The organism is Pseudomonas sp. (assembly GCF_049645325.1).
Taxonomy (GTDB): domain Bacteria; phylum Pseudomonadota; class Gammaproteobacteria; order Pseudomonadales; family Pseudomonadaceae; genus Aquipseudomonas.
Genome location: NZ_JBARTQ010000105.1, coordinates 1 through 23,922, shown reverse-complemented (window position 1 = coordinate 23,922; position 23,922 = coordinate 1). Strand labels below are relative to the sequence as shown.

12 protein-coding genes, 3 rRNA genes and 1 pseudogene are annotated in these 23,922 nt (G+C 59.7%); 6 read left to right on the top strand and 10 right to left on the bottom strand.

Features of this window, described 5'->3' with window-relative positions:
• The 3 genes from WBB95_RS04380 to rrf (WBB95_RS04370) form a co-directional block, all read left to right on the top strand.
• A 23S ribosomal RNA gene (locus WBB95_RS04380) occupies positions 1-1,009 on the top strand; the annotation flags it as partial.
• A gap of 170 nt (positions 1,010-1,179) precedes the next feature.
• Positions 1,180-1,295: ribosomal RNA gene (gene rrf, locus WBB95_RS04375) — 5S ribosomal RNA — on the top strand.
• A 109-nt stretch (positions 1,296-1,404) separates the two neighbouring features.
• Positions 1,405-1,520: ribosomal RNA gene (gene rrf, locus WBB95_RS04370) — 5S ribosomal RNA — on the top strand.
• 163 nt (positions 1,521-1,683) lie between these two features.
• On the opposite strand, the gene WBB95_RS04365 is transcribed toward rrf (WBB95_RS04370), so the two are convergent.
• The 3 genes from WBB95_RS04365 to WBB95_RS04355 all read right to left on the bottom strand — a co-directional run bounded on the left by WBB95_RS04365 (position 1,684) and on the right by WBB95_RS04355 (position 5,761).
• Positions 1,684-4,179, bottom strand: a complete 2,496-nt coding sequence (locus WBB95_RS04365; protein WP_424486472.1) for a TonB-dependent siderophore receptor — start codon at positions 4,177-4,179, stop codon at positions 1,684-1,686.
• Between the two features lie 86 nt (positions 4,180-4,265).
• The gene (locus WBB95_RS04360) at positions 4,266-5,249 is read right to left on the bottom strand and encodes a FecR domain-containing protein (protein ID WP_424486471.1); all 984 of its coding nucleotides are present in this window, start codon (positions 5,247-5,249) and stop codon (positions 4,266-4,268) included.
• The gene (locus WBB95_RS04355; RefSeq protein ID WP_424486470.1) at positions 5,246-5,761 is read right to left on the bottom strand and encodes a sigma-70 family RNA polymerase sigma factor; all 516 of its coding nucleotides are present in this window, start codon (positions 5,759-5,761) and stop codon (positions 5,246-5,248) included. Before WBB95_RS04355 ends, WBB95_RS04360 begins: the two co-directional genes overlap by 4 nt.
• Before the next feature lie 280 nt (positions 5,762-6,041).
• Between WBB95_RS04355 and WBB95_RS04350 the strand changes: the two genes are divergently transcribed.
• The gene (locus tag WBB95_RS04350) at positions 6,042-7,922 is read left to right on the top strand and encodes a methyl-accepting chemotaxis protein (RefSeq protein WP_424486469.1); all 1,881 of its coding nucleotides are present in this window, start codon (positions 6,042-6,044) and stop codon (positions 7,920-7,922) included.
• A 39-nt stretch (positions 7,923-7,961) separates the two neighbouring features.
• Here the strand turns inward: WBB95_RS04350 and WBB95_RS04345 are convergent, their stop codons facing one another.
• From WBB95_RS04345 to WBB95_RS04325, 5 genes are all read right to left on the bottom strand, one after another.
• Entirely contained in the window at positions 7,962-8,420 is a 459-nt protein-coding gene (locus tag WBB95_RS04345; RefSeq protein WP_424486468.1) for an SRPBCC family protein, read from the bottom strand.
• A gap of 19 nt (positions 8,421-8,439) precedes the next feature.
• Positions 8,440-11,814, bottom strand: coding sequence for an amino acid adenylation domain-containing protein (locus WBB95_RS04340; RefSeq protein WP_424486467.1), 3,375 nt, complete (start codon positions 11,812-11,814; stop codon positions 8,440-8,442).
• Positions 11,811-12,758, bottom strand: coding sequence for a diiron oxygenase (locus WBB95_RS04335; RefSeq protein ID WP_424486466.1), 948 nt, complete (start codon positions 12,756-12,758; stop codon positions 11,811-11,813). The genes WBB95_RS04340 and WBB95_RS04335 overlap by 4 nt, the downstream gene beginning before the upstream one ends.
• On the bottom strand, positions 12,755-13,513 hold the full coding sequence (locus tag WBB95_RS04330; protein WP_424486465.1) for a DUF3050 domain-containing protein: 759 nt from the start codon (positions 13,511-13,513) through the stop codon (positions 12,755-12,757). The genes WBB95_RS04335 and WBB95_RS04330 overlap by 4 nt, the downstream gene beginning before the upstream one ends.
• Before the next feature lie 378 nt (positions 13,514-13,891).
• Positions 13,892-14,602: a GntR family transcriptional regulator gene (locus tag WBB95_RS04325; protein ID WP_424486464.1), complete on the bottom strand. Its 711-nt coding sequence runs from the start codon at positions 14,600-14,602 to the stop codon at positions 13,892-13,894.
• Between the two features lie 250 nt (positions 14,603-14,852).
• Between WBB95_RS04325 and lapG the strand changes: the two genes are divergently transcribed.
• On the top strand, positions 14,853-15,545 hold the full coding sequence (gene lapG, locus WBB95_RS04320) for a cysteine protease LapG (RefSeq protein WP_424486463.1): 693 nt from the start codon (positions 14,853-14,855) through the stop codon (positions 15,543-15,545).
• Positions 15,546-15,559: 14 nt separating this feature from the next.
• A complete protein-coding gene (gene lapD, locus WBB95_RS04315; RefSeq protein WP_424486462.1) occupies positions 15,560-17,506 on the top strand; it encodes a cyclic di-GMP receptor LapD in 1,947 nt (648 codons plus the stop codon).
• 151 nt (positions 17,507-17,657) lie between these two features.
• On the opposite strand, the gene WBB95_RS04310 is transcribed toward lapD, so the two are convergent.
• Positions 17,658-17,996, bottom strand: coding sequence for a tryptophan synthase subunit beta (locus tag WBB95_RS04310; protein ID WP_424486461.1), 339 nt, complete (start codon positions 17,994-17,996; stop codon positions 17,658-17,660).
• Between the two features lie 152 nt (positions 17,997-18,148).
• A pseudogene (locus tag WBB95_RS04305) lies at positions 18,149-23,922 on the bottom strand (LapA family giant adhesin); the annotation flags it as partial.

Sequence of the window (23,922 nt, the reverse complement as noted above, 5' to 3'; positions counted from 1 at the left end):
GGTAAACGGCGGCCGTAACTATAACGGTCCTAAGGTAGCGAAATTCCTTGTCGGGTAAGTTCCGACCTGCACGAATGGCGTAACGATGGCGGCGCTGTCTCCACCCGAGACTCAGTGAAATTGAAATCGCTGTGAAGATGCAGTGTATCCGCGGCTAGACGGAAAGACCCCGTGAACCTTTACTATAGCTTTGCACTGGACTTTGAATTTGCTTGTGTAGGATAGGTGGGAGGCTTTGAAGCGTGGACGCCAGTTCGCGTGGAGCCAACCTTGAAATACCACCCTGGCAACTTTGAGGTTCTAACTCAGGTCCGTTATCCGGATCGAGGACAGTGTATGGTGGGTAGTTTGACTGGGGCGGTCTCCTCCTAAAGAGTAACGGAGGAGTACGAAGGTGCGCTCAGACCGGTCGGAAATCGGTCGTAGAGTATAAAGGCAAAAGCGCGCTTGACTGCGAGACAGACACGTCGAGCAGGTACGAAAGTAGGTCTTAGTGATCCGGTGGTTCTGTATGGAAGGGCCATCGCTCAACGGATAAAAGGTACTCCGGGGATAACAGGCTGATACCGCCCAAGAGTTCATATCGACGGCGGTGTTTGGCACCTCGATGTCGGCTCATCACATCCTGGGGCTGAAGCCGGTCCCAAGGGTATGGCTGTTCGCCATTTAAAGTGGTACGCGAGCTGGGTTTAGAACGTCGTGAGACAGTTCGGTCCCTATCTGCCGTGGACGTTTGAGATTTGAGAGGGGCTGCTCCTAGTACGAGAGGACCGGAGTGGACGAACCTCTGGTGTTCCGGTTGTCACGCCAGTGGCATTGCCGGGTAGCTATGTTCGGAATAGATAACCGCTGAAAGCATCTAAGCGGGAAACTAGCCTCAAGATGAGATCTCACTGGAACCTTGAGTTCCCTGAAGGGCCGTCGAAGACTACGACGTTGATAGGTTGGGTGTGTAAGCGCTGTGAGGCGTTGAGCTAACCAATACTAATTGCCCGTGAGGCTTGACCATATAACACCCAAGCAATTTGACTACTCCTGACTTGGAAACAAGCAGAAGCATCAGATTGCGGTGTGTGAAGACGATAGAACCGAAAGTTCGATCTCACAAAACACCGACAGCTATCACATACCCAATTTGCTGAAGCGAGGCCATTTGGTCACGACTCAGTACCCGAATTTCTTGACGACCATAGAGCATTGGAACCACCTGATCCCATCCCGAACTCAGCAGTGAAACGATGCATCGCCGATGGTAGTGTGGGGTTTCCCCATGTGAGAGTAGGTCATCGTCAAGATTAAATTCCAGAACCCCTGTTTGCTAACGCGAACAGGGGTTTTGTTTATGTAGAAGTCCATGAATTTCACCGGCACGTTGCTAACGCAACGGTCTGGTACACAGAATTTCTTGACGACCATAGAGCATTGGAACCACCTGATCCCATCCCGAACTCAGCAGTGAAACGATGCATCGCCGATGGTAGTGTGGGGTTTCCCCATGTGAGAGTAGGTCATCGTCAAGATTGAATTCCGAAACCCCTGTCTGCTAACGCAGACAGGGGTTTTGTCGTTTAGGGCTGGCTTAATGCAAAGCGCTCTATGGGTCTATATGAGTAACCCCGTACCACACCCGCAAAAAAGCCGGCACCTCATATCAGGCGCCGGCTCGGTTTGTTCGGTAACGGGTCAGAACTGGTAGCTCACCGTCGCACTCACATTGCGCTCTTCTCCCAGATAGCAGAAGTTCAGGCTGGCACAGGACGCCACATAGGTTTCATTGGTCAGGTTGTTGGCATTGAGCCTTACATCTACGCCCTTCAGTCCGACCTTGGCCAGGTCATACCCTACCGAAGCATCAAACAAGGTATAGGCCGGTACCTTCATCGTGTTCTCTGCATCAGCCCAGCTATACCCGACATACCGCACTCCGCCTCCCAGCCGGAGGCCATCCAGCGCGCCACTCTCAAACGTATAGTCCGCCCACACCGATGCCATGTGGCGAGGCGCTTGCGTCGGAGAGTTACCCCTGTTCTCGATCACGTTGTCGGCGGAGCTCAAGGTACTCACCATCGATTTGGAATACTTGATATCGGTAAAGGTGTAACTGCCCAGCAGCTTCAGGTTATCGGTCAATTGCATATGCGCTTCCAACTCCAGGCCTTGGGAGCGGACAGCGCCCACAGCCCGGTAGAAGTTTTCCTGCGGCAACTTGGTCGCCAGGTTCTCTTGGTCGATGCGAAACCAGGAGGCTGTAAACAGGTTATCGGTTCCCGGCGGTTGGTATTTCAAGCCCGCCTCCCACTGCGTACCGTTGGTAGGTGCCAGTGGGTCTCCAGCACTGTCTGAATAGGAGTTCGGGTTGAAAGACTCCGAATAGCTGACATACGGCGCAAAGCCGTTATCAAATAGATACAATGCCCCGGCACGCCCCGTCAGCTTGGTGCGTTTATCACTGATCTCTGTCCCCAAAGGCCGGCTGGCTTCGGCAATCCGGTTTTCATCGGACGTCTGTACCCAGTCCTGGCGCAACCCCAGGGAGAAACGCCATTTATCCATTTCGATCAGGTCTTGCAGGTACACGCCCTTCTGCTCAAGCCTGCGCAGGTAGCTCGTCAGGTTGGCACCGCTGATAGCGGAGTTGCCATACACCGGGTTAAACGCGTTGATCGGCTGCAATGCCCCGCTGGTCCAATCCACCACCGTTTTACGCCGCTGATAGTCCGCGCCCATCAGCACAGTGTGCTTGGTCGCCCCTGTGAAGAAATCCGCCTGCAGCATGTTGTCGATGATGAACGCGTGCAGTTTCTCATCACCGCCCGAGTAATAACGGTTCAGCTCATTGCTGGTCGGCGTGGTCCAGCCGTAGGCATACACTTGATCCAGCTGCACCTTGGAGTCCAGATAGCGGAAGTTCTGTCGCGCGGTAAACACATCGTTGAAGCGATGCTCAAACTGATAGCCGAACGACTGCTGGTCACGTTGATAGCCATCGACCCCCGGCTCACCTTCGAAAAAGTGGCTGGAGATTCGCTGGCCATTGCGTTGATGCAGTGCGCCATCCGCCGGCATACCGCCGTGATAACCACCGTCGGGGTCATGCTGCAGATAGGCCTGGAGTGTCAGCGAGGTGTCATCGGTAAAGTCGATGCTCAGTGTCGGTGCCAGCGCGTAGCGCTTTTCCTTGGCGTGGTCGAATTGCGTGTCGGACTTGTCCGCTAACCCGGTGAGTCGATAGGCGATGCGCTTGTCGTCGTCCACCGGCCCGCTGAAGTCAAAGCCCATGCCGCGTTGGCCATGATTGCCGACGGTCGCCTGAACCTGATGATACGGTTCGAACAATGGTTTCTTGCTGGTCAGCGCCACCAAACCGCCGGGTGAGCTGCGCCCATACAGCACGGAGGATGGCCCTTTCAGAATGTCCACGCGCTCAAGGAAGTAGGGGTCCACCTGCATCGTGCTGTAGGTGCCGCTGTCACCCATGGACTTGAGGCCATCGAGGTAGATGTTGTCGACAGATCCGTCATTGAAGCCGCGCATGGCCACGTAGTCATAGCGATGGGTTGCGCCGTACGGGTTGGTCAGCACCCCTGGGGTGTAACGCATGGCTTGGGCAACGGTCTGGGACCCCTGATCGTCCATCTGTTCGCGTGTCACCACCGAGACGGTTTGCGAAGTCTCCAGCAGGGCGGTGCTGGTTTTGGTCGCGATCTGGCTGTGAGTCGCGTTGTAGCCCTCCATGCTGCCCAAGGCGTTGCCGAGGGCGAAGCCTTTGATGTCGGTGGTGGGCAACGTCAATGCGCTGCTTTGCGGCGGCGTCTGCAGAACAAAGCTGACGCCATCTTGCGAAACGGCCTGCAAGCCCGAACCAGCGAGCACGTGATTCAGCCCCTGCTCGGCGGAATACTCACCGTGCAGCCCTGCCGACTCTTGGCCCTGAGTCTGCATAGGTGTGCTGGAAAGGGTGATGCCCGCCTGCCGGGCAAACTGATTGAGTACGTCACTCAGAGAGCCCGCAGGGATGTCGTAGCGCTGATTGATCCGCTCAGTGCCTGCCTGCGCAGCCGTGCCGGTCGCCGGGATAACCCCCATACCCATTGCAGTCGACAGCAATGCCGCACGTATGGCGTTAGCCAAAAGCGGGTGGGAGGCGTCTGATGAGTCGCTGAGAAAACGCACAGTCATGTTCAAGGTCCGTGGAGGCCGGTGAAGGCAGATTGAAAAGGCTTACTGTCTAAGCCGGACTCACGGAAAAAAGCCGCCAAAAAAACTCAGGCCATGCGATCCAGGCTCACCCACCAGCGCGTTCGGTAGCGCACTTGAACCGGCAGTGTTCGAGTCAGTACCGCCAACAATGCGTCGGTGTCCTCCAAGCGGAAAACCCCGGATAGGCGCAAGTCGGCGATGTCTGCCGAACAGCCCAGATAGCCATGGCGGTAACGCCCGACTTCCGCGAGGAAATCGGCGAGGCGCATACCCCGTGTCACGATCAGGCCGTCCGCCCAGGCGCCACTGTCCATGTCTGCGGGCGGGGCTGGGATGACTTGGTTCTGACGCACCAGGTAGCGTTCACCGGCATGAACATGAGTCGACAGCCCGCCTGCCGCATGCGGCGAATGAATCGCCACATTGCCGCTGACCACGCTCAGCCGCGTGCAGTCACTGTCCTGGCGCACGTTGAATTTGCCGTCGATGCCTTCGAACACGCCGTGGCGAGTTTTCACCCACAACGGCACCGACGAAACCGCGCCGCAGGTCACCAGGATTTCCCCGCGCACCAAGGTGATCAGCCGCTGCTGCACGTTGAAATCGACGTCCACGGCACTGCCGGTATTGAGTTGCAGGCGAGTGCCGTCCGGCAATTGCACGCTGCGCCGCTCGCCGGTCGCGGTTGCAAGATCGGACGTCCAGCGCTGCCAGCCCGTCAGGTCCCGGCTGATCCAGGCAGCAGAGCCCACCAGCACTACGCCGGATAACAGTTTCAGAGCCTGTCGCCGCCCCAAACCCTGCGCACTGTTTTCCAGCGCCGCATGCGCACCGGGAACCGCCGAGAGCTGGCCGCTCAATTCCTGTTGCAGCGCCTGTACCCGCTGCCAGGCCAACTCGTGGTCATGATGAGCTTCGCGCCAGAGTTCGCACTGCGCGTGCAGGCGCACATTGGCCCGGTTGTTCCGCAGCCGCAGCGCCCAACTGATGGCCTGTTTGACCACTTGGGGATCGGGGCCGGAGCGCGTGGCATTAGTCACGGGAGTCATGTTTCATAACGCAGGACGTAACAGTGATACAGCGCTTGCGCGACATACCGCTCAACTGAGCGCAGCGACACACCCATCTGTTGCGCGATCTGTTTGTACGCCAGCCCATCGCACTGGGCCAAGAGAAACGCCTTACGCACCTTAGGCTTCAATCCGTCCAGCAGGCGGGCGATCTCCTCCAAGAGTTCCAGCACCAACACACGAGCCTCAGCGCTGGGCGCTAAGGCTGCCGGCAGATGGGCGATAGATTCGAGGTAAGCGCGTTCGATTTCTTCGCGACGCCAATGATCAATCACCAACCCCCGGGCGATGGTGCGCAAAAAGGCACGAGGCGCCTTGAGTTCAAAGCGTTCGGTCTTCTGCAGGAGACGTAGGAAAGTGTCTTGTGCCAGGTCAGCCGCATCGGCGGCATTACCCAGGCGACTGCGCAGCCACGTGTTGAGCCAAGTGTGATGGGCGCTGTAAAGCGTCTGTACGACACATTCACAGGGGATGTATTCAGGAGACGGCATTCAAACAGGCCTGACCAAGCGTCACAAATGATAATTAGTCGCATTGTCTGGAAGGCTGAAAGATTTTGCAACTCTGAACCGCTCAGGTCTACCGCTGGTCGGCTTCCTACGTAAAAAGCAGATGCTTCTCACAAATTCCTAAGATTTGCCAAGGCTTGGCCGAAAGCCTGACGAGCCATGCGTGCACCGAAATAGAGCGGCCTGAGAGTCCGCCTATCGCGTTACATGGAATGTTCCACTCGGCACGCTCACCCCCCTTTGGCAAAAAGAAGTCGATGAAATGAATCTCAAGTTCAGTCATAAAATTCTGTTGGCCGCGTCAGGCGTCGTGGTTTTGGCCTTCGCGTTATTCACGCTCTATAACGACTACCTGCAGCGCAGCACCATCAAGCAAAACCTTGAATCCTCTATCCAGCAATCCGGTGAGCTCACCGCCAGCAGTGTGCAGAACTGGCTCAGTGGCCGCATCCTGGTGCTCGAAAGCCTCGCGCAGAACGTGGCTCATCAAGGCAGTGGCGCCGACCTTCCGGGCTTGGTTGATCAGCCTGCGTTCACGTCGAACTTCCAGTTCACCTATGTCGGTCAAACCAACGGCGTGTTCACGCAGCGTCCCGACGCCAAGATGCCCGACGGTTACGACCCACGTCAGCGTCCCTGGTACAAGCAAGCCGTGGCCGCCGATAAAACCATGCTCACGCCGCCGTACATGGCCGCAGTGGGTGGGCAGATCGTGACCATTGCGCTGCCGGTCAAGAAGAACGGTGAACTGTTGGGCGTGGTCGGTGGTGACCTGAGCTTGCAAACCCTGGTGAAGATCATCAACTCGGTCGACTTCGGCGGCATCGGCCATGCGTTTCTGGTGAGCGCCGATGGCCAGGTCATCGTCAGCCCTGATCAAGACCAGGTGATGAAAAACCTCAAGGACATCTACCCGGGTGCCGGTCTGCGCATCGAGAAGGTCAACCAGGAAGTGGTGCTCAATGGCCACGACCGCATCCTGTCGTTCACCCCGATCAGCGGTTTGCCGGGGGCTGACTGGTACATCGGTCTGTCGATCGACAAGGACAAGGCCTACGCACCGCTCGGCAAATTTCGTACTTCGGCATTGATCGCCATGTTGATCGCGGTGGTGGCAATTGCCGTGCTCTTGAGCCTGCTGATTCAAGTACTGCTGCGCCCGCTGACCACCATGGGCGTTGCCATGCAGGACATTGCTCAGGGCGAAGGTGATTTGACTCGCCGCCTGGACGTGACCAGCAAGGACGAGTTTGGCGAGGTGGGCAGCGCCTTTAACCAGTTTGTCGAGCGTATCCACGCCTCCATTTCCGAAGTGTCTTCGGCAACACGCCAGGTCCATGATTTGTCGCAGCGCGTGATGGCCTCGTCCAACGCTTCGATTATCGGCTCGGACGAGCAAAGTGCGCGTACCAACAGCGTGGCTGCGGCGATCAACGAGCTGGGCGCGGCCACCCAGGAAATCGCGCGTAACGCCGCTGATGCGTCGCAGCACGCCAGCGGTGCCAGTGAACAAGCTGATGATGGTCGCAAAGTGGTGGAGCAAACCATCCTGGCGATGTCGCAGTTGTCGCAGAAAATCAGTCTGTCCTGCACCCAGATCGAAACGCTCAACGCGAGCACCGACAACATCGGTCACATCCTCGATGTGATCAAAGGCATCTCCCAGCAAACGAACCTGTTGGCGCTCAACGCTGCGATCGAGGCTGCGCGCGCCGGGGAAGCCGGGCGTGGGTTCGCTGTGGTGGCTGATGAAGTACGTAACCTGGCGCACCGTACTCAGGAATCCGCCGAAGAAATCCACAAGATGATTACCTCGCTGCAAGTGGGTTCGCGTGAAGCCGTGACCACCATGAACGCCAGCCAGGCCTCCAGCGAAGAAAGCGTTGAAGTCGCCAACCAGGCCGGCGAACGCTTGATCAGCGTGACGCAACGAATCGTCGAGATCGACGGCATGAACCAGTCGGTTGCAGCCGCCACCGAGGAGCAGACCGCAGTGGTTGAAACCCTCAATGTCGACATCAACCAGATCAACCTGCTGAACCAGCAAGGTGTGGTCAACCTCAACGAAACGCTCAAGGACTGTGATGCGTTGTCCCAGCAAGCCAGCCGCCTGAAGCAATTGGTCGACAGCTTCAAAATCTGACCTCGACAGGTCAGGCGCGAGGCCCCTCGCGCCTGACCGTTAGCCGAGTATCTGGCGCACATTCTCCAGGGCGCTGTCGGCAAAGGCCTGCGCAAACTGTTCAAACGCTGCATGCGTCGTTGCGACAGGCTCGCCGATCAGGGTCCAGGTTGCTTTCGAGCGCCCGGCACCCAGCGCCTCCACGCGCATAGCGGCCCACAGCTGCGCCACACCGAGAGTGTTGTAGAGCGTGGTCCACGTCATGCACATGGCGTGTTCATCCCGGCTGTTGAGTTGCTCTACAACGCAATGGCCATCGTGGAAAAATTTCTTACGTAATGCACCCACCCCGTCACCGGTCATTTCGATGTGTGAAAGCGCGGGAATGAAAGCATCGAAGCCTGAGAAGTTGCCTACTAGGCGCCATAGGCGTGCGGCTTCGCAAGCAACTTCAACGGATGCCACCACTGGCGTGCCGTGCGGATTGCGGATCAATGTGTCGGGTTGCAACGGTTTCATGAGCGTGTCCTGAAGCGGGTCAGAGAAAGCCGATGGCCTTAAGGTGGGCGCAGCCTTTGCGCAACAGCGCGGGGAGCTTTTGGGGGTACTGTGCACCCATCGCCAGCACACCCCGGCGTGCGTTTTCGTGACAGATTTTGGCGGTGTCGCTGATGTCCTCTGCGAGGTCATCCAGGTAGAAACCCAGCACGCCAAACAGCGCATTATCGGGCCCCACCGTTCGCAATCGATGTTGCCAATGCGCCACGCTTACCCGGTCAAAGCGGTGGCCGGCTTCGTGGAACGCATCAAGGTAATCATCCCAGCGCAAGGGTTGGGGGTTATGCAGGTTGAAGACGTTTCGCCCGGCGGCAAACTGGCCACCGTGGAATGCGACGAAGCGGGCAAAGAAGTCCACCGGCATCAGGTCGAAATTCACCTCCAGGCGGGGCACCATACCCAGCTGCAACGAGCCCTTGAGCATCAGCATCAGGCGGTTGTTGTGCGGTTGGCAAACCCCGCTATGGCTGTTGAATGCAATATTGCCGGGGCGATGGATATTCACCCAGGCGCCTTGCTCGATCGCACGCCCCAACAGCCGCTCGGCCACCCATTTGGAAAGGTTGTACCCGTTCTTGATGTAGAGCGGCAGCGTGGCCACGGCGGCTGCTTCAAGAATGTTTCCCTGGGCATCGACATGGCTGCATGCCGACAACGTCGAGATGAAATTGAAGACTTTCTTGCAATGGGTTTCACACAGGCGCAGGCACTCGAGCACCGGCTCGACGTTATCCCTGACGAGCGAGGCGTAATCCATCACATGGTTGACCCGCGCCGCGTTATGCACCAATACACCATGGGTGCGGGCGAGGTGGTCATACACATCGCAGGTCAGGCCCAGCCGAGGCAGGCTGATGTCGGCGGCGTAGACCTGCACGCGGCGCAAGTCCAGATGCGTCAGGTGGTATTCATGCAACGCCTGGGTAAACCGCGCCATCGCCGAATGCCCCGGCCGCTCCCGCACCAGGCAGGTGACCTGCTGCGCACCGCCAGCCAACAACGCCTGGACGATGTGCACCCCGACAAAGCTGTTGGCGCCAGTGACGATCACCTTGCGCGGGTCGCCTGCGCGGTGTTCGCCCAGCATGTTCAGGTTCAGCGGCTGCGTCGCATCCGTCTCCATCTGGCCGGACGGTGCAGAAGGCAATGCGCCGTCTTCCATCAGCACGCTCAGCGTACGAAGGGTCGGCGCCTCGAAGAAGCGATTCAAGGAAACACTGCGGCCAAATTGTTCACGCAGGCGCAGCAGCAGGGTCGAGAGCAAAATGGAGTGGCCGCCCAGGTTGAAGAAGCTGTCGTCAACGCCAAGGTCAGCGTCTGGCACACCCAACAGCTCGCTCCATAACACCGCCAGCCGCGCTTGCAAGGGCGTCAGCGGCGCGCGGCGGGCGGTGGTGATGGCGTGCAGGGGCGCCGCCAATAATGCACAACGGTCGACCTTGCCGTTGTGAGTGCGTGGCATCGCGGGCAACTCAGTCCACGCTTGCGGCTGCATATAAGGCGGCAGCCACGCTCGGGCATGCTGCTGCAGGCCCGCGATTGTGGCGCCCGGTTCGGGCTGGGCAACGAAACTTAAAATCCTGCGCTCAGCATCAATCACCACAGCGACTTGGCGAAATAACCGACTGCTGCGCAGGCATTGCTCGATCTCCTGGGGCTCGACCCGAAAGCCCCGGATCTTCACTTGATCATCCCGTCGACCGCCCAGCTCGATGCCGTCCGCCGTCCACTGCGCCAGGTCACCGCTGCGGTACGCCTGCAGCAACTCGCCGTCTGGCAACGTCAGGGTAACGAAAGGGCAATCGACCGGCTGTGACGCATTCACATACCCCAGGCTTACCCCGGGCCCGACGATGTAGAGGCTCCCCATCACTTGCTCATCCACCGGTTGCAGGTCGTCATCGAGGATCAACACTTGGCTATTGGCGATAGGACGGCCCAGGTTACGGTTGCTGTCACCGGGCTGGAACGTGCGATGGGTGGCAAGCACCGTGGCTTCGGTCGGCCCGTAGAGGTTGTGCACTTGGCACTGGCCCGCCAATCGCTCGATCACATACGGCTCGCAGGTATCACCGCCAGTGAACAGGTGTGTCAGGCCCAATGGCTGATCCAGCGGCAGGATGCTGAGCAGTGCCGGCGGCAGAAAGGCGTGGCTGATGCGCTGTTGTCGAATCAGCTCGACCAGTCGCCCAGGGTCGTGCCGTTGCGCTTCACTTGGGACGATCAGTTCGGCGCCGGCGATCAACGCCGGGAAGATATCGATCAGCGACGAGTCGAAACTCAATGGCGAAAATTGCAGGACGCGGCTCTGTTCGTCCAGCGCCATGCAGTCGTCGGCCCACGCTGTGAAATGCGCCAGATTACCTTGGCTGAGCAGCACGCCTTTCGGCTCGCCCGTGGTGCCTGAGGTGAACAGCGCCATGCATGGCGCATCGACGTCAGGGCGGTGCTGCATCAGCGTTAACCCCGCGTCGGCGTTGGCCGTTTCCACAGCGCTCACATCCAGGTTCTTGAAATGCTCACGCAAAGGGTGCCGCCCCGCGTCCAGCAATACGCGGGCACCGGTGCTAGCCAGCATGGCGCGCTGACGCTGTGGCGGGTGGTCGGGGGCCAGCGGCAGGTACACCGCGCCGCAACCCAGCACCGCCAACAGGCTGGCGTACATATCCACGGATTTTTCCAGGCACACGCCAACCACGGGCGGCGCCTCTATGCCCACCAGCAGGGGACGCAGTCGCTGCTGGATCGACAGGGCCCGAAGCTGCAATTGGCGGTAGGTGAGCACGCGGCCTGCGAAGGTCAGCGCCGGTCGTTCGGCGAAGGTATGAAGGCTGGCCTGCAGCCGTTCGATCATGGGCACTCGGGCTGCTTGCAACAGGGCCGGCTGCGCGGTGCGATTGAATCGGTGCTCAAACGCCAACGCGTCCAGCCCGCGCAAGCCTTGCTCGGGCCATGCGTTGGCGAGGGTGTCTGCGGTGAAGAAGTGCGCGTCCCTTGAGAAGCCGCTGACCAGCCAGGAAACCCATTCCACCAACGCACTTGTTGCCTGTTGGCATAGCCGTTGGCCGTTGCCGCTAGGCTCCTCGGCAATGTCCTGCACCGCCAGCACACGGTGGTCAGGGCCATGACAACGCAATTGCAACGCGGGCAGTCCGTATTCGGACATCGGGCCGAGACCCAGGCGCAGGCTTAACCGTTGGGCTTCGCCAGTGTGCGGGAGCGGCGCGTGGCTGCCATCTTCAATCAGCAGGTCGAGGGCTTCAGTGGCGAAGACGTGCCCGTAGCACGCCAGCCCTTTTTTGAGCGCTTCCAGCGCGCGACTGGTGCCACTCCACCCGATCGTCAGTCGCCTCATGCCGACCTCCGCGATTCGGGTAGATAGCCGTCCAACGCCCGAACAACGCTGGGCGTTTGCAGTACGCCGCTGTGGCGCAGGAACCCAAGGATATTGCCGAGCAGCGGGTGCTGGCGGGTGATGGGAAAGTCCAGCGCCGCGACCTCGTCCTGTAGCGCACGGCGAACAGGCGCGCTGATGTCGAGGTGTTCGATCAGGTGCAAGTCGAAGCGTTGTTGCAGTTCGTTGGTCAGGTAATGCCGCAAAAAAGTCGGCAGGGCCTCAGCGAGGCTATCGCGGTCTGTCGGGCTTGCTGCCTGCCAGTAAATACGCACCAGGTTCGTCCAGAATTGCGCGTGGCGCCCTTCGTCAGACAAGTGATCGGCCATCAGGCCACGGACGGACGCCTTGACGCTATCATCCTTGGCAAACGCCGCCACATCATGGGTGATGGTGTTCTCGGCGATGGCCACGGCAATCAACGCCACGGCATCGCGCAAGTGTGGCGGGGCCAGTGCCTGCGCGGCGGGCAAGGCCCGGCTGAGTTCGATGTGTTCGGGCAAGTCCAGTGGTTGGATACCGGTCATTGCCACGGTTTGCTGAAGGAAATCCAGGGCGACCAACGCGTGGTAATCCTCGTCCACCACTACGGTCATCGCGTCATAACGGCAGGCGAGGGGGAAGGGCAGCGAGAAGTGGTTCTTGGCGATGCTGCGGGCGGTCTTGTCGACGATCTCGGTTTCAAAGATCACCACGTCATGCAGGAACTTGTAGAAGCTTTGCACCAGCACGAAATCGCGCCATTGCGGGCAGTGTTCGAGAAAGGTCGCGCTCAGCACCAAGGGTTGGCGGCACACGGGAAAGATCAGTTTGTCGTCGTCTTCCAGCTGGCGCCGAGGGCGAGTGCGAACGGTGGCGCGGCGCTCCCAGTCGTCGGCAAAGGAGCGGTAGTCGGCGGCGTTCATGGTTGCACCTGATGCAGCGCGGCGCGCACGTCATCCCAGAAGCTGATACGGCTGTGCACGGCCGCCAGCGCGGTTTCGTCGGCTTGGGCCTGGCGCACCGGGTCTGTACCGATCAGGCGCTGGAGTAACTGCTCGGCCGCTGGCCCGTGGTCTTGGGTGTCCAGCTCGATGTGGCGAGTGAGGTAATGGGCCAAGGTTGGCGCCTGTAGTGCGATGCACGCATTGGCGTGCAGCATGCGTTCGAACATCGACGCAATGACGCTTTCGCGGCCATGCAGGAAGGCTGCCGCCACGCAATGGGTGGGGGCGGTCAGGGCGGTCTGCAACGTGCTGTCGACAAAGCGCGCCACGCCCGGCGGCGCATCGACACTTTGCAGCGCTGCGCCTGGCTCGGCGCCCTGGCGTAGCCGTTCAATGAAGCGCTGGATGGCGCCAGTGTCGGCGCCCACTTCGGTCATGGCTTCCAGGTACAGTTCGAAGTGGCTGCAGTAGCCGCTCGTTGGGTGTACATCGGACTCTTCGCCAAGCACGATCTCATTAATGAGCCGCGCGGCGTGCGGGTCGGCGGGCGGAAGCCATGGCAGTTGCCGACCGGTCAAATCCTGTTGCAGGCGCTTGGTCAGGGTCATGAAGTCCCAAACCGCAAATACATGGTGCTCCATAAAAAGTTGTAATTTGTTAAGTGAAGTTATTTCCATAAATAACGCATGGCTGCACAACTGCAGTTTTTTTTGTTCAAGTAAGTGTTGGTGCATGGTTGATGCCTATAAGTTGTTGCGACTGTTCAGAAAACAGTGAGGGGTCTTGTAGTTGAAAGTCGACAGGTAACGCCTGTCCAAACCACGCGCGCAGCGCCAACCGGCCATAGGTTGGCGCTGCCGGGTAAAATGTCTGGTTTTAAAGGCGGAAGATAATAATCTGATTAAACGTTTTGATGAGCGTATGAATGTATTAGATATTTTTTCGAAAAGGTTTTTATTGTGTGTAAGTTGCCGTTATCAAGTGGGAAGTTTCGTTGAAGTAAGCAGGATTATATAAGTCGAATTAATCAGGGCCGTGCGAAGTAACGTGGGGCCCTCCCTGTTGGGAAAAGGGCCTGCACCGTATGAGGATATCGTCGGGCGCTGAAAGGCTTACTGCGCGCCTTTCGCGTCGGTGGCTTCCAGCCCATTCAGGTAGGCAGTGATCACTTCCATGCCGCGCATCAAGTGATTGCGTAAGGTCAGGATGCTTTCGTCGACTTTCTTCTGTGCCACCAGGCTGAGCAGTTCACGGTGATCTTCCTGGGACGTCTCGCCCAACCCCATCGCCTCCAGGTTGAACCGCAGGAAGCGTTCCTCCTCATTCAAGCCGTGTTCGACCAGCTTGAGTAAACGTTGGTTGGGTGCCTTGCCGTACAGGGCCATGTGAAACAGGCGATTGAGGCGGCCTATCTCGCTGTAGTCGCGTTCTTGTTCCAGCGCATTGATGAAGGCGTCAGCTTCGGCGATGTCAGCGTCGGTCAGAAACGGGATCGACAGGCGCAACGCTTCGGACTCCAGCAGCATGCGCAGGCCATAGGTCTCAGCGGAGTTGTCTTCGATCAATGGCGCGACCACGGCGCCCTTATGGGTCACCACATGCAGCAACGATTGAGCTTCCAGCTGGCGTAACGCTTCGCGCACCGGCATACGGCTGACGCCGAACAAGCTTGCGAGTTCTTGCTGGCGCATCGCAGTACCACAGGGCAAGCGGCCATCAAGAATGGCATTGCGCAACGTTTCTTCAATGACGGCGCGAGCCAGATGGGCAGGAATAGGCCCGCTGATTTTGATGCTGCTTAAGGGGTTCGGCTTCTGCGTCACGGTTACGCTATCCTCCTTTCTTGAATGGAGTGTGTTTAATTGGATCCAATGCACACTAGAGAGGGTGCTCACGCTTGTCAAACAACCAAAGTTTCTGTTTGTAAGGGCTTACACGAACTACTTTATGCATCCCACAGGGCGCCGTTATAAACTTCCCCCTGTTATGGATGATTGCACTGTGCCATTGTTTTTTGTTGAACGAGGCCGCACCATCCCCTGAATTTCCGTCTCTCTCCACGGACTGAACGCCTTGGCGGTAAGTTTTATTCCCTCTCGACTGTTGAGCTGGCTATTTTCAGCGATTCTGTTGGCCGGCCTGATGCCCGGCGGGCTGCATGCCGATTGGGATTTCTCCCAGATCAGCCGCAAGGCCACCGCCCTGTACGGGCCGCTGGGAGAGGGCCAACGGCGCATCGACGACTGGCAGCGCCTGCTGGCGACCCAAAAACAGGTCAGCGAGCAGGAGCAGCTCAAGGTCGTGAACCTGTTTTTCAACAAACAAATGACCTACGTCGAAGACATCGACCTCTGGCACGTTGTCGACTATTGGGAGACACCCATCGAAGCCCTGTGGAAAGGTGCAGGCGACTGCGAAGACTACGCGATCGCAAAGTATTTCAGCTTGCGTCACCTGGGCGTCTCCAGCGACAAATTGCGCATTACCTACGTCAAGGCCTTGCGTCAGAATCGTGCGCACATGGTCCTGACCTATTATTCGACCCCTGAGGCGATCCCGCTGGTGCTCGACAGCCTGATGGATGAGATTCTTCCGGCGACTCGCCGTACCGACCTGGTTCCGGTGTACTCCTTCAACGCCGAAGGGTTGTACTTGCCCGGCGCCACGGGTAACAAAAAAGTCGGTGACACCAAACGCTTGTCGCGCTGGCAGGATGTGTTGAGAAAAATGCGTGCGGAAGGCTTCCCGGCCGAGCCTGCCAACTAGGAGTAACTGATCGGATGTCTCTGTTCAAACAGCTATTGATCGCTATTTGTCTGTTCCTGGTGGTCGCCTTCAGCGGCAGCTTCATGGTCAGCCTGGAAAGCTCGCGCACCCAATACGTCAACCAACTGCGCTCGCACGCCCAGGATGCGGCGACGGCGCTGGCGCTGTCACTGACGCCCAATATCGACGACCCGGCCATGGTCGAGCTGCTGGTCAGCTCGATCTTCGACAGCGGGTACTACGCCAGCATCCGCGTGGTGGACCTGGCCACCGATAAAACCATCGTCGAGCGCAGCGGCATCCCCGACAACAACGGCGTGCCCAACTGGTTCGTCAAGCTGATCGGCCTGGAGCCGGCCGGTGGTGATGCGCTGGTGAACCGCGGCTGGGAGCAGGCGGCGCGTGTGGAGGTGGTCAGCCATCCAATGTTTGCCCTGGCCAAACTCTGGCAGAGCGCCTTGGGCAGCCTCGGTTGGTTGCTGATTTGCGGCGCGGTGAGTGCAGTGCTCGGCGCGCTGTTGCTGCGTCGGCAATTGAAGCCGTTGGACTACATGGTCAAGCAGTCCCACGCCATCGCCCGTCGAGAATTCCTCAGCCTGCCCGACCTACCGCGCACCCCCGAATTGCGGCGCGTGGTGCAGGCCATGAACCAGATGGTGGAAAAGCTCAAGGCACTGTTCCAGGAGCAGGCCGAGCGCAGTGAGAAATTGCGCACCGAGTCCTACCAGGACAACCTCACGGGCCTGGCCAACCGTCGTTACTTCGAGATGCAACTCAACGCCCGCGTCAGCAACCCCGAAGAGACCAACTCCGGTTACCTGCTGCTGTTGCGCGTGAAAGACCTGGCCGGCCTCAACCAGCGCCTGGGCGGCCAGCGCACCGACCAATTGCTGCAAGCGGTGGGCGAGCAACTGCTGCGCCAGTGCGAGCCGTACCCGGAAACCCATAACCTCGTCACCCGTATCCGTGGCGGTGAGTTCGCGGTGCTGGCGCCGGGTTTGGTGCGTGAGGAAGCGCTGCAATTGGCGCAGAACCTCGAAAGCACTTTGCTCAGCCTGCAAGCCACAGGCGCCAGTGACGTCACGCCGGTTGCGTATATCGGCCTGGCGCCGTTCAACCATGGTGACGCCCCACAGGCCTTGTTGACCCTGGCTGACCAGGCGTTGGCCCAGGCCGAAGGGCAGGGCGACAGCAGTTGGGTATGCCTCGACCACAGCGCTGCTGCCAGCGTCGGTGACGATCACCATGCCTGGCACACCTTGTTGGACCAGGCCCTGACCCAGCAACGCTTCCAGCTGTACTTCCAGCCGGTTGTCGCCAGCCAGGACCCGCAGTTGGTATTGCACTACAAAGTGCTGTCGCGACTGCAGGATGAAGACGGCCAAACGATACCGGCCGGGCGCTTTCTGCCGTGGCTGGAGCGCTTCGGCTGGTCGGCCCGCCTGGACCGCCTGATGCTGGAGCAAGTGCTCAAGCAGATGGCCGGCCACAGTCATAGCCTGGCACTGAACCTCTCGGCCGCGACCTTGCAGGACCCTCAGGCGCTGAACAAGATTGTTGAACTGCTACGCCAGCACAGCAACCTCGGCCCGCGCCTGACCCTGGAAATCGGCGAGGAACAATTGCCGGAACAAGCCTTGTTGGAGCAGTTGACCCAGCGCCTGCGCGAGCTGGGGTTCTCCCTGAGCCTGCAGCGCTTCGGCGGGCGTTTCAGCATGATCGGCAACCTGGCGCGGCTGGGCCTGGCCTACCTGAAGATCGACGGCAGCTACATCCGCGCCATCGACCAGGAAAGCGATAAGCGCCTGTTTATCGAGGCGATCCAGCGCGCGGCGCACAGCATCGACCTGCCGTTGATTGCCGAGCGCGTGGAGACCGAGGGTGAGCTGAAGGTGATTCGCGAAATGGGGATTTTCGGCGTGCAAGGGCAGCTGTTTGGTGAGCCTGCGCCGTGGAAGTGACTCACTGACATTGCACAAACAATGTGGGAGCAGGTTTGTGTGGGAGCTGGCTTGCCTGCGATAGCATCACCTTGTTTTTGCTGATACACCGAGGCGCCTGCATCGCAGGCAAGCCAGCTCCCACACAAGCACACCGTTGGAGACCGGGTTCTCAGATCAACCCGGTCTCTTCATCATTGATCAAATGGCTTAACCCACCCAACGCTTCCCGCGCCTGGTTGCGGTCGAGCAACTTGGCCTGTGCCGCTGGCGGCAAGTCCGTCACGTTGATCAGCCCCTTGCGGGTCAGCACCTGGATCAAGTCGTCCAGTACCCGGATCATCTCCAGGTCACTCTGCTTGAGCTGCGCCAGGCTGGTTTCCACCACTTCATTGGCGTACCAGGCCTGGATCTCATGATGATCGGCCGGCAGGGTCTCGGTTGACTCGGCAAAGGCCGCAGCCTCCACGCGACTCAGTGCGCCCTGTGCATCACGTTGCACGTAAAACATAAGAACCCCTCGAAAATAGGCCACACGCCGTCACCAGCATAGGTCAACCGTGTGTTTATAGGCGCGAGTATGCGATGCAACCCTGCGCCAGGGCCAGCAACCTGTGGCCCAAATAAAACGGCCGCCCCTGGGGGCGGCCGGTTAATCGCGTTTTAGGCGGTGTGATCGATCTTGATGGTCGGGTCGGCGCCACTGATCAGCGAGTTGATGCTGGTGTGGGACCAATCGTTGCCTTCCAGCTTGATCGTCACATCGGCATTGGCCAGGCCACCGGCGGCGTTGAGCTTGCCTTCGCTGCTCACTTGCAGGGTCGACACGCCGTCTACCGTGGTGATCTTCAGGTAGTTGTCGATGGTGCTGTCCGTCTCACCTTTCAACAGATCCTTGAGATCAATCCGGTCACCTTCTGACGCTTTGAAGTCCTTGATCACGTCGTTGCCGACGTCACCGGCCTTCCACACGAAGGTGTCGGCACCCGAGCCGCCGATCAGAATGTCGTTGCCCGGACCGCCGATCAAGGTGTCGTTACCGGTGCCCCCGAGCAGGATGTCATTGCCCTTGCCGCCGTCCAGGACATCGTTGCCGCCCTGGCCGAACAGGATGTCATCACCCGCGCCGCCGAGCAGCGTGTCGTTACCGTCCTTGGCGCCGGAGACGTCGAAGTCGGCGTAATGCTCGGTCACGTACTGGTGCACGTTCGAGGTGGTCACGGCCGTGACGGCCACGCCGGTTTTCTGCGCCACAAAGGCCTGCAGGGCGTTGTAACCCTCACCGGTAATCCCGCTGAAGCTCACCAGGTCGCCGAAGATGATGTCGTTGCCGTCGCCACCGCTCACAGTGTCGGCACCCGGCAAGGTCGCTTCGGTGTGGCCGAGGATGGCGTTGGCCAGGTCCTGCGGGTCGATGTTGCTTTGCGGCTTGCCATCGCTGTCGTACGGCTTGAGGTCACTGAGGGTGACGTCGCTGTTGATACCGATCGCTTCCACTTGCGACAGCCCACCCAGCAGCGCAAAGGCGCTTTTGGCGTTGCTCAGCGTCGCCGAGTCGGTGCTGTTGCCCGTGCCGTTGAGGTTGGACAGCTCGAAGGTGCCGTCACCTTGTGCATGAACGGTGCCCAGGTTGCTGCTGTACCACCGGTTGCCGCTCAAGGTCTGGAGTACGGCGTTACCCGAGGAGTCGATGCTGAAGTAATGAGTGCTGTCCAGGTACTTCGCCATGGCTGTGCCCGGCGTGTAGTTGCTGGTGGTCACCACATCGTCGAACTTGACGTTGCTGTACAGCGTCGGGTTGGTCTGCTCGCCGCTCTGGTAGTACGTCGGCTGGCCGTCGGTGATGAAGTAGGTCAGGTTGGTGGCGCCAGTGTTGCCTGTCGCCAGGCCGCTCTGGAAGAAGTTGGCCGTGGTCTTGAACACGTCTTCATAGTTGGTACCGCCGCCCGACGCCATCGAATCCAGCACGGCCTTGAGCAAGGTCAGCGCGTTTGGATCGTTGAGGTTGATGGCCACCGACTTGTTCACCTGGGTATCGAAGTCAGCCAGGAAGATGTTCACCGTGCCCGACGTGTTGGCGCCCAGGCTGTCTTTGAGCGAGCTGAACACCGACGTCAACGAAGCCTTCGCCGCGTTGATCGAAGCGGTGCTCATGCTGCCGGAGCTGTCCACCATGAACGCGATATTGTAGTTCTTGCCTTGCACCACGTTCAGGCCGCCGATGTCAGCCACGACGATGTCGTTGCCGTCGGTGCCGGTGATTGCGTCGCTGCCGGAAGTACCGGTCACCGCGCTGTAGGTGGCCGGGTACACCGTGACCGGCAATTGCGCGGTGGTGATGGCCGAACCGCCGAGGCTTTCGGTGGAGGTCGAAGTAACCGTCAGGTTGAATTGGCCGCTGTAGTAGGTCGGCGGCTTGATGGTCAGGGTGCTCAGGTCCCAGCCGGTGACGTTGACTTCGCCCACGGTCTTGGTCGCGGTGAAGGTATGCCCGGATGCATCGGTGAGCACCGAGCCTGCCGGCACGCCGCTGATCTTCACGCTCAGGGTTTCCGAACCGTCGGTGTCGGTCAGCGCGGTGGTGACTTTGGACAGTTTGACGGTGCCGTTTTCCTGGCCTTCGTTGAGCTTGTAGGCGGTGTAGTAACCATCGCCATTGCTGCCATGCAGGTCGGACACGGTCACGCCGGCGTTGGTCAGGTCAGTGATGCCGGTGTACAGCGCTACGCCGCTGGTGCTCAGGTCGGTGGCCGGGGCGCCGTTGACTGACAGGTTGACGTCATAGCTGCCCGGGCCGGACTGGTTGGCGTGGTAGATCTCGATGCTGTAGTAGCCGCTCACGGTCGGGGTGATCGAACCGCTGAACTTGCCGCTGTTGGTGCCCCACTGCGCGCTGGCGACGTCTTTGCCGCCAATGTTGACCACCAGGCTGTCATCGCCGGTGCCGCTGAACGTGTAGCTCTTGCCGGCTTCCATGTACATCAGGCCGGAGATCTTCGAGCCACTGCCTGCTGCGACGTTGGCGGTGGACTCGACGTTGGTCACGATGGCGCTGCTGTTCGGCGTACCGGCGTTATCGATGGCGTTTTTCAGGTCGGCCGGTGCTGCGCCGTTACCGTTGGTGCCGATGCCGGCAACGCTGTTCCAGCTTTGCTTGAGCAAGCCGATCGAGTTGACGCTGTTGTCTGCCACATTCAGGGTCGGCGCGTCGGCCACCGGCGTGATGTCGACTTTCACCGTGGCGCTGGTGCCCAAATCCTTGCCGTCAGTAGGCTGGAACTTGAACTGCGCGTAATCCGCCTGGTTGTTGCCAATGCCGGTGCCGCCATAACCGTTGGTGCCGGATTCGTTGGCATTCGGTGTGAAGCGCAACTGGCCGGCATCGATCTGGGCTTTGGTGAATGTCTGGCCAGCCGTCACGTTGCTCCAGGTGGTGCCATCGGCTGCCAGGAACTGCAGCTTGCCGGCCACCGGCAGGTCGGTGATTTTCACGCCGAGGCTGCTTTGTGGGGAGTCCACGTCGGTCACGCCGAAGTTGGCCCAGGTCAAGGCCAGCGGCGTGTCTTCGGTGCCGGTCACGGCGCTGCCGGTTGCCACTGGCGCATCGTTGACCGCTACCACGTTGACCGTGGTAGTGGCGACGTTGGAGTAGTTGCCGCCATCGGTCACGGTCACGGTGATGGTGCGCGGCGTGGTGCTTGGGTCGTGGCTGTTATTGGTAAACGTGATGTTCTGGATGCGCTGCATGTAGTCAGCCAGTGTCGCGCTGCCCGACAACGTCAGGGTGATCGTGCCCGTCTGGTTGTTGGTGCTGACCGTGATGCCATTCACGCTGTTGCCCAGGTTCAGTGCATCACCGGCCTGTGCGTTGGTCAGGGTGATCGTCGCGCCGGTCAGCTTGGTGCTGTCCGGGTCGGTGATCTTGATATCGGTGTCGGCAATCGACACGCCCGGGCCTGCGGTGCCTTCGGTGAAGGTCACCTTGTAGTCGGCACCGGTGGCGCCGCTGGAGTTGTTGGCGTCCAGGTCGATGACCGGCGGCGCATCGTTATCGATGATGTTGGTGCTGACGCTGCCGTTGCCCACCACCAGGTTCTCGAAGTTACCGCCGGTGGTCTTGTCGATGGTGATGACGATCGTTTCGGTCGGCTCGGTGATTTTGTCGTCGATCGTGCCGATCGTGAACGGCACGCTGCTGGCGCCGGCCGGGATCTTCACGGTGTACACGCCCGTGAAGTCCGAACCGTCGGTGGCGGTGCCGCTGTACTTGAGCGTCACGGTCACGTCGGTTTGCGCCGGGTTGCTCAAGGTCAGGGTGTAGTTGGCCGTACCGCCTTCAGTCACCGACGCATCGCCGGTAATGCTGATGGTGGTGTTGGTTACCACGTCCGTCACCTTGGTGGTCACGGTGCTGCCGTCGACGATCAAATGCTCATACTTGTCGCCGCCGCTGACCACGTTGGTGATCTTGGTCGTCACGTCGCTGGCGCCGATGTACGCATCGTTAGGCGCAGTAGCAGTGACAGTGCTGCTGGACTTGCCATTGCCAATAGTGATGGTCGAGCCGTTATCGAGCTTCACCACCAAGTCGGAACCGACGTTGGTCACGGCATTGCCGTTCTTGTCGACCAGGGACGCGGTGTAGGTGATCTGGCCGCCTTCGCTGACGGAACCGTTGGCTTTGAGCGACACGGTCACGTCATCGATAGTGTCGTTGACGACAGTAGTCGCGCCGCCTGGGGTGATGGTCACGCCTTCGAAATTGCCGCCGGTCGTGCCGGTGATTTTGACCGTCTGGGTGCTCTTGTCGATGAACACGTCATCGCCTGGCGCATTGACGGTCACCGAGCCCACGGTCGCACCTTGCTTGATGGTGATGCTCGAACCGTTATCCAGCGTGACCACCATGTCGCTGCCAGCCTTGTTGCTCAAGGTGGCGGTGTACGTGATGGTGCCGCCTTCGTTGACGGCGCCTGGCGCGGTCAGGGTTACGCTCGTCAGGTCAGTGGTGCCCGGCGTGTCGTAAACGGTGGTGCTCACCGGATCCTTGACCGGCACCAGGTTCTCGAACTGCTCCCCGCCGGTCACGCCCTTGATGGCCGCCGTCACGGTCTGGTTGCCGGCATACACATCGTTAGGCGCGACAACGGTGGCCGTGCTGGAACTCTGGCCATCGGCAATGCTGATGGTCTTGCCGTTATCCAGCTCGATCACCACGGTCTTGCCGACGTTGTTGACGGTATGCCCGTCTTTGTCGACCAGGGTCGCGGTGTAGACGATGTTGCCTTTCTCGCCGACGCTGCCAGTGGCAGTCAGCAGGATCCTCACCGTATCGATGGTGTCGTTGACCACCGTGGTAGCACCGCCTGGCGCCACGCTGAGGTTCTCGAAATTACCGCCGGTGGTGCCGGCGATCTTGACGGTTTGAGTGCTCTTGTCGATGAACACGTCATCGCCTGGCGCATTGATAGTCACCGTGCCGACCAGGGAATCCTTGGCAATATTGATCGTCGAGCCGTTATCCAGCGTGATCACCATGTCGCTGCCGGCCTTGTTGCTCAAGGTGGCGGTGTAGGTGATGGTGCCGCCTTCGTTGACGGCGCTTGGCGCGGTCAGGGTCACGGTGGTGGTGTCGATGGAATCAGTGATGCTGGTCACAGCAGCTGCGGGGTTTGCCGCCAGGTTTTCGAAATTGCCGCCGGTAGCCTTGGTGATCGTCGTGCTGACGGTCGAAGCGTTGTTGTAAACGTCGTTGGGCGGCGTTTGGAACACGACACTGCCCGTGGACTTGCCGGCATCGATGTTTATCGTCTGACCGTTGCTCAGGGTGACCGTTACGGCGGTTTGGGCCGGGTTGGTCAGTGTGGCGGTGTAGGTGATGGTGCCGCCTTCAACGACCGACGGGTTTGCGGTCAGAGTGACGGTGGTGGTGTCGATCGAGTCGGTGATGGTGGTTACAGCCGCCGCCGGGTTCTTCGCCAGGTTCTCGAAGTTGCCACCGGTCGCGGTGGTGATCGTGGTGCTGACGGTTGAACCGTTGTTGTACACGTCGTTAGCTGGGGTGTGGAACACCGCAGTCCCGGACGATTTACCGGCTTCGATGTTGATCGTCTGGCCGTTGCTCAGCGTCACGGTAACCGCGGTTTGCGCTGGGTTCGTCAGCGTGGCGGTGTAAGTAATGTCGCCGCCTTCAACGACCGATGGGTTCGCGGTCAGAGTAACGGTGGTGGTATCGATCGAATCGGTGATCGTGGTTACAGCCGCCGCTGGGTTCTTCGCCAGGTTCTCGAAGTTGCCACCGGTCGCGGTAGTGATCGTGGTGCTGACGGTTGAACCGTTGTTGTACACGTCGTTGGCTGGGGTGTGGAAAACCACGGAGCCAGCGGACTTGCCCGCTTCGATGTTGATTGTCTGACCGTTGCTCAGGGTGACGGTCA